We start from the raw sequence: 4,249 nt of genomic DNA, 5'->3' as shown, positions 1-4,249 counted from the left end.
CCTTGCATATCTGGGTTGGCCGGAAGCGGACAGCGAAGGAGTTCGCCGCCCCGGACGTAGATGAGCCGACCATCAGAATCGTGGACGGGAAGAGCGTGTACTACCTACAGCAAAGGAATGGGTCCTACCACGTGGTGACGCACCGTTTCGCGCTTCGGACAGGTAGGCGACCGCCCGGCGCTCCGCTGGAACGGAGGCGGCGGGAAGCGGGGCGGGCAAGGTATAGGCACTCACTAGTCGTGCACATGCTCGCCGCCGCTCACGACCGCCTGGATAGTTCAGCGATACCAACCGAAGTTGACGTCACGTTCCCCAGCGGTGGCCAGAGAATGTGGACATTTTACCTCGATGACCTACTGCGCCCCCCCGGCGAGCATCGAAAGTCTTTGGACTAACCACCTTCGAGAAGCGGCTTCACGGTCCCGCCCCCCGCGGCCGTCGCCGCGATCCGAGCCTCCGTCATCGTCAGGTATGGCCCCAGCTTCTCGCCGGTCACCGTGGTCACCAGATACCCGGCCGCCGACTGGCCGGGGCCGGTGCCGCGCCCAGCTCCGCATGCGCATCCCATCAGCTGGCCTTCCTCGCGTGTCGTGCGTGGCTCTCCTTGATCGCGTCGGCGAGCACTCGCCGCCGTGGCACCGCATTCGCGATCAGTTCGCGTGCGGTGGCCTGGCGTGCGGTCGCGGCCTGTTGCTCGGCGTACGCTGCCGCACCGCGGCGCGCGATGTCCTCGAGCAGGCTCGCGGGCAGAGGCGGCCGGGACGGGCGCGGAGCGAACGACGCGACCAACGCCAGGTCGCCGTCGCGGTCCCGCAGTCGTTGCGCAACGGGAATCGGGAATCCGGGGGAGTTCACGGCATGGCCGATGAGCAGTTCAGGGTGTCCGCCGACGCGTTCCCAGTGCCCCGAGTGTGGTGTGCCGAGAGCGAGTTTCACCATCTTCTCGTCGGCGTTGGCCTCGATCACGCCGGATACGGCGATACCGATTGCGTCTTCGTAGGCGCGCACCAGTGACCAGCAGGTCCCGACATCGTCGTAGTGCTCGATCGCTGCCCGCATCCCGTGGCCGGCTACAGCGTGACCACCGCCTACGGTGAGCCGGCCGACGCGCAGTCGTTCGCCGTTGTCGAGATGTGCGGTGGACTGGTGGAATTCGGCGTACCCGCTGTAGGACCGGTACGGGGTGACCTGCATGTCCGGGTAGGCGGTGTGCATGGTCTTCCAGCACGCGAGATGCCCGACCACGCGTCCCTCACGAGTGACGTGGATCGGAGTGGGTTCGTCCAGGTCGGGGTTGTCGAAGAATTCGGCCGGGTAGATGTCGGGATCCACTGTGCGCGCCTTGGCGGCGGCGACCAGCGCCAGGCCCTGCGAGTTGTCGACCTCGTCGCCGAGAATCATGTGAGCGTCGCGGAACTCGGGCACCGATACCAGTGTGGCGGCGACGATCTCGGCCACGTCGATGCGGGACACGATCGCCGCGCCGTCCATCCACATCTGCTCTGCGGTGTCCGGGGTGACCGGGTTGCCGGCGGAGTCGGTGAGCACTTCGGACCGGCCAACCAGTTCGATCGACGGCCGCGACACCATCGCTTCCACTTCGGCAGCCGCCTCCGCAGCTTCCGGGGTGTCCAGGGTGACACCGCGGCCCCACACGCCGCCCTCGCGTACCTCGATCGATTGGATGACGGCGACGGTGTACGCGCCTTCGTGGCCGGGATCGGCTTTCTTCTGCCACTTCATCGCCAGCGGCAGGGCGGTGTCGACCAGCTGCACGTTGCTGGCGAGCATCCAGCCCTGGGAGCGGCCGACGACGCCGGTCGGGATCAGTAGGGCCTCGAATGATCTGGCCACGGTGGTGCCTCCTGTGTCTGCTGCTGACGCTACTCGAGCCGGGGCCGGAATCTCGAGTGCTGATTCCACGATCGCGACCACACACCGGCAGCCGATCACTTCTTCCGGCGGGCCACCGATCCAGCCGGGATACGGCAGCGTCGCGGAACCGACGACGAAATCGGTTCCGAGCGGGACGCGTTGACGGTCGGCGAGCTGGTGAGTGTGCCGGGTGCGGCCGTCGTGCAACGCCAACCACACCTTGTCCAAGGCGCGGCTGGTGTCGGCGGTTTCGAGCTCGGCGCGGGCGATGCGGGCCGCGTTGAACACGCCCACGGCGGTGCGGCCGATCTCTGTGGCATCGCCACGCCACGAGTCGGCGTAGGACAGCGCGCGGGCCGCCGCGCGCCGCACGGCGTCGAGGGGTTGCCCCACGGTGTCGCGGATCGCGGCTTCCACCCGTTTGCGTGCACGGGCCGGGATCCCGGACAGCCGGTCACGCATCGCGCCCACCATGCGGTTGCGCCACTCGCCCAAACGGTCCCGGTCATCGCCCAGCAGCCGGTCCACGATCGCGCCGAACCGCGGCAGGAAACCGGTGTTCACCTCCGCGTCCCACGCCGCCGCAGTTCGGGCGATACCGTCCGGGTCGGGCGGGATATCGCCGATGCTGGCGGCGGTGAGCACCGGCAGCGCGGCCTGGGTGGCGGTGCCGAGCCACGCGCGGATCGTGTCGGCGGCCAGGTCCTCCAGTTCCCGTTCCAGGGTGAGGATTTCGACCAGCGCGGCCCGCTGCTCGGCTCTCATCGGTCCGACCGCCATATCGGGTGGGTGCCGGTGGTGAGCGCTTCCCGGCACACCGACGCCACCAGTGCCTGCAGCTTGTCGCGGGAAACTCCGGCGGTGGCGCAGATTTCGTCGTCCAGCACCTCATCCCACCCGTTGATCAGCCGATCCACCTCCGCTGGCTGGCACGGCCCCAGATGCTGTTTCAGGTGCATATCCCGTGGCGGGATGCCCTGCAATTGCGTGTGATTCGGGCGGGTGCGGCGGCGGTTCCCGGCCAGCTTCATCGCGTGGTTCACGCAGATCCGCACCGCGGTGTCTGCTGCGGCGGCCAGCTGCTCGCGGGTGTCGGGTACACGCTGCTGCTCCAGTTCCGGTGCCGGCGGCGGAGGCGTCGGAGGTGCGGCCGGGGCCGGTTTCAGTTCGGGCAGGCCGAGCGCGGGAACGAGTGTGCGCAACAGCGGTTCGAGGACCGGTACCAGGGCGGCGTCCTTGCGTACCTGGTCGAGCACCCACGCGGTCCAGCCTTCGCGGGTGGTCAGGTCGTAGCCGTCCTGTTCCTCCGACATGCCGAGCTCACGCAGGTACGCTTCCGCACGGACCACGCCATCGGTGAAGCCGGTGCGCACCTTCTCCACCTGATCCGGTTCGGCTTCGACATCGCTGGTGTCGTACCAGATCACCACATCGGCGTCGGGCACCATCGGCCGCAGCAGTTGCGTGGTGAGGGCGGCGCAGATGGTTTCCATCTCCGGCGCCGCATGCCAGCGGACCGCTTCCTCTTCGACACCGTAGAGGCTCCAGTGGTTGAGGTCGGCCAGGCCGAGCAGCACTTCGGGCGGCATGTCGAGCGTCATGGCCAGGCGGCGGACCGCTTTCTCCCGCGCGGCCTGCGCCTTGTCCGACACTTCGCTGTCGAATTTGATGTGCCGGATCTTGTCGACCCATTCGCCGGCCACCTGCAAGATGATCGGCACCAACGCTTCCGCGCTGGACGGGTCCTGGATGGCTTTCGCCATCGCCTCCTGCAACGCCACCCGCACCTCGTCGGCGGTGACGAACCGCGACAACGGCGCGGGCGCAGGCAAATTCGGGGCGTCCGGGTCCGGGGCACCGGTCGGTGCGGGTTTGGCCGGCATCGAGATTTCGGTGGGCAGCACGAGGATGCCGTTTCCGGCCTGCCTCGACTTTCCGGCCGCCTCGATGTTCTGGCTCATCCGCACGATTTCCTTGAGGATCGGCAGCGCAGCCTTGGCGGGCGACCAGGCGAGCCGGGCCCGGCGCGGGTCCTGACGCCAGATCCGCGACAGCGTGTCCGTCTCCGGGTCCATCGTGTAGTTGGTGCCGTCCTCGAGTTCGAGTTCGACCAGCTCGCCGCGCGGCTTCACCTCGTCGTTGGACAGCACATGCCACTGTTCTTCGCCGTCCGGGAAGATGATCGCCAGCCACGCTTCGCCGGGGATCATCATCAGCGGGGCGAGCCGGCCGAGCATCTGCGATTGGCCGGTGGCGCCGCCCGCGATCTGCCGCACCACCGCCCGTGCGGCGGCGTTCTCAGTGGATCCGGTGGGCTTGCCCGTTTCCGGGTCCAGATCGGACGCGACGAGCCGGAACCTGCTGAGCAGGGCGG

At 68.3% G+C, this 4,249-nt stretch carries 3 protein-coding genes; all 3 read right to left on the bottom strand.

Features of this window, described 5'->3' with window-relative positions; translation table 11 throughout:
* Positions 1-391: 391 nt before the first annotated feature.
* The gene (locus tag ON23_RS40030; RefSeq protein ID WP_420847578.1) at positions 392-568 is read right to left on the bottom strand and encodes a DUF7196 family protein; all 177 of its coding nucleotides are present in this window, start codon (positions 566-568) and stop codon (positions 392-394) included.
* A complete protein-coding gene (locus ON23_RS36195; protein WP_143860637.1) occupies positions 568-2,640 on the bottom strand; it encodes a putative phage head morphogenesis protein in 2,073 nt (690 codons plus the stop codon). The genes ON23_RS40030 and ON23_RS36195 overlap by 1 nt, the downstream gene beginning before the upstream one ends.
* Positions 2,637-4,249: hypothetical protein (locus tag ON23_RS28395; protein ID WP_039782008.1), on the bottom strand; the 1,613-nt coding region annotated here is incomplete at its 5' end. The genes ON23_RS28395 and ON23_RS36195, both read right to left, overlap by 4 nt.

Source organism: Nocardia cerradoensis NBRC 101014 (assembly GCF_000308535.1).
Taxonomy (GTDB): Bacteria; Actinomycetota; Actinomycetes; order Mycobacteriales; family Mycobacteriaceae; genus Nocardia; species Nocardia cerradoensis.
Note: the sequence above shows the minus strand (reverse complement) of the source record. Positions and strands in the feature narration are given on the sequence as shown.

Excerpts from the sequence above, each read along its gene's own strand:
- ON23_RS36195 (WP_143860637.1), bottom strand. The coding sequence starts at position 2,640 with ATGAGAGCCGAGCAGCGGGCCGCGCTGGTCGAAATCCTCACCCTGGAA.
- ON23_RS40030 (WP_420847578.1), bottom strand. The coding sequence starts at position 568 with ATGGGATGCGCATGCGGAGCTGGGCGCGGCACCGGCCCCGGCCAGTCG.